This window comes from Halomonas sp. ND22Bw (assembly GCF_003011945.1).
In the GTDB taxonomy this organism is placed as follows: Bacteria; Pseudomonadota; Gammaproteobacteria; order Pseudomonadales; family Halomonadaceae; genus Halomonas; species Halomonas halophila.
The window spans coordinates 1-233 of record NZ_PXWD01001864.1 but is presented as its reverse complement, the minus strand read 5'-3'; the positions used below and the strand labels follow the sequence as shown (position 1 = coordinate 233).

The 233-nt window shown below is 64.8% G+C and carries 1 pseudogene; it reads left to right on the top strand.

From position 1 onward, the window contains the following. Positions 1 to 53: 53 nt before the first annotated feature. A pseudogene (locus tag CVH10_RS24745) lies at positions 54 to 233 on the top strand (transporter); the annotation flags it as partial.

Genomic DNA, 233 nt, shown 5'->3' with positions numbered 1-233 from the left:
TGCCTGTGCGACCTCATCGACGAACAACTCTTCGACGCAAGCGAGTGATGCCCATGATCGACAAGTCCCGCCTCCTCGGCCTTTCCCTGGCCCTGCTGCTGGCCCTGTCCGGCTGCACAACCATGACCGCGGCCACCACCTCCGGCCCCATCAACGACAACAACAGCGAGCGTACCGTCGGCACCAAGGTCGAGGACGCCATCATCGCGACCACGGTCGCCCACAACCACGGC